This is a genomic window from Methylobacterium sp. WL116 (assembly GCF_008039455.1).
Taxonomy (GTDB): Bacteria; Pseudomonadota; Alphaproteobacteria; order Rhizobiales; family Beijerinckiaceae; genus Methylobacterium.
On sequence record NZ_VRUV01000802.1, the window covers coordinates 1 to 1,452 of the forward strand.

Below are 1,452 nucleotides of genomic sequence, written 5' to 3' on the forward strand. Positions count from 1 at the left end.
CCTCGGCCGCCCGCGTCAGCCCGGCGGCGCGCACGCCCCGGTCGGTCACCAGCAGGATGGTTCGCGCGCCGAACTTGGCGACCAGCTCGGGGATCTTGCCCGCCGCCCCGGCCTCGAACAGCAGGTTCGGCGTGGTCTGGAACAGGAACGGGTTCATGGCCGGGAGCCTCGGCGGACGGATGTTTCGCCGCGCCAGCCTAACCGCTCGGCGCGCGATCGCCAGCGGCGACCCGGGATGCCGCGTCGGGGCGCTTCGGCCTCACCAGACCACCGCCTGCCCGTCGCGGCGCGGGTCGCTGGCGGCGGCGTAGCCTTCGACGCCGGGGTCGCCCATCCGCCAGATGAACTGGCCGGCGCCGAAATCCTGGTAGCTGTCCCGGATCACCGCGACCCGGTGGCCGCGGGCGACGAGGCCGTCGAGCGTGTCCGCCGGCATCGCGGATTCGGCGTTGATCTCGAGGCCCTGGTTGAAGCGCCAGCGCGGGGCGTCGCAGGCGGCTTGCGGGTTCTGGGCGTGGTCGATCATCCGCACCAGCGTCTGCACGTGGCCCTGCGGCTGCATGTTGCCGCCCATTACGCCGAAACTCATCACCGGGGCGCCGCCCTGCGTGAGGAAGCCGGGGATGATGGTGTGGAACGGGCGCTTGCCCGGCGCCACGCAATTCGGGCTCGCTTCGTCGAGGACGAAGCCGTAGCCGCGGTTCTGCAGCGACAGGCCCCACTCCGGCACCACCACGCCGGAGCCGAAGCCCATGAAGTTCGACTGGATGAAGCTCACCATCATCCCGGATTCGTCGGCGGCGGTGAGGTAGATCGTGCCGCCGCGCACCGGGTTGCCGGCGCCGAAATCCTGCGCGCGGCGCGGGTCGATCAGCTTGGCGCGGGACGCGAGGTAGGCGTCGTCGAGCATCGCCTCGGGGCTCACCCGCATCGCGGGCCCGTCGGCGACGTGGGCGTAGGTGTCGGCGAAGGCGAGCTTCATCGCCTCGATCTGCAGGTGCTGCGCCTCCGCCCCGTCCACCGCCATCCCGTCGAGGTCGAAGCTCTCGAGGATGCCCAGCGCGATCTGCGCGGCGATGCCCTGCCCGTTCGGCGGGATCTCGTGCAGCGTGTAGCCGCGGTAGTCCTTGCGCGTCGGCGTCACCCATTCCGGGCGGTAGGCGGACAGGTCCGCCACCGTCATCGCGCCGCCGTTCGCGCCCGCGTGCCGCGCCATGGCCTCGGCGATCTCGCCCTCGTAGAAGGCTTTGCCCTTCGTCTCGGCGATGGCGCGCAGCGTCCGCGCGGCGGCCTTGAGCGTGACCAGCTCGCCGACATCCGGCGCGCGGCCGCGGGGCAGGAAGAACTCCGAAAAGCCCGGCTGGCGCACGAGGTCGGGGACCGCTGCCGCGGCGGCCCATTTCTGCTGCACCACGATCGGCGCGAGGTAGCCGCGCTCGGCGATCTCGATGG

1 protein-coding gene and 1 pseudogene are annotated in these 1,452 nt (G+C 72.1%); both read right to left on the reverse strand.

Annotated features, from left to right (window positions below):
• A pseudogene (locus FV223_RS32195) lies at positions 1-157 on the reverse strand (alcohol dehydrogenase); the annotation flags it as partial.
• A gap of 102 nt (positions 158-259) precedes the next feature.
• On the reverse strand, positions 260-1,452 hold a 1,193-nt coding region (locus tag FV223_RS27475), incomplete at its 5' end, for a gamma-glutamyltransferase family protein (RefSeq protein WP_147729854.1).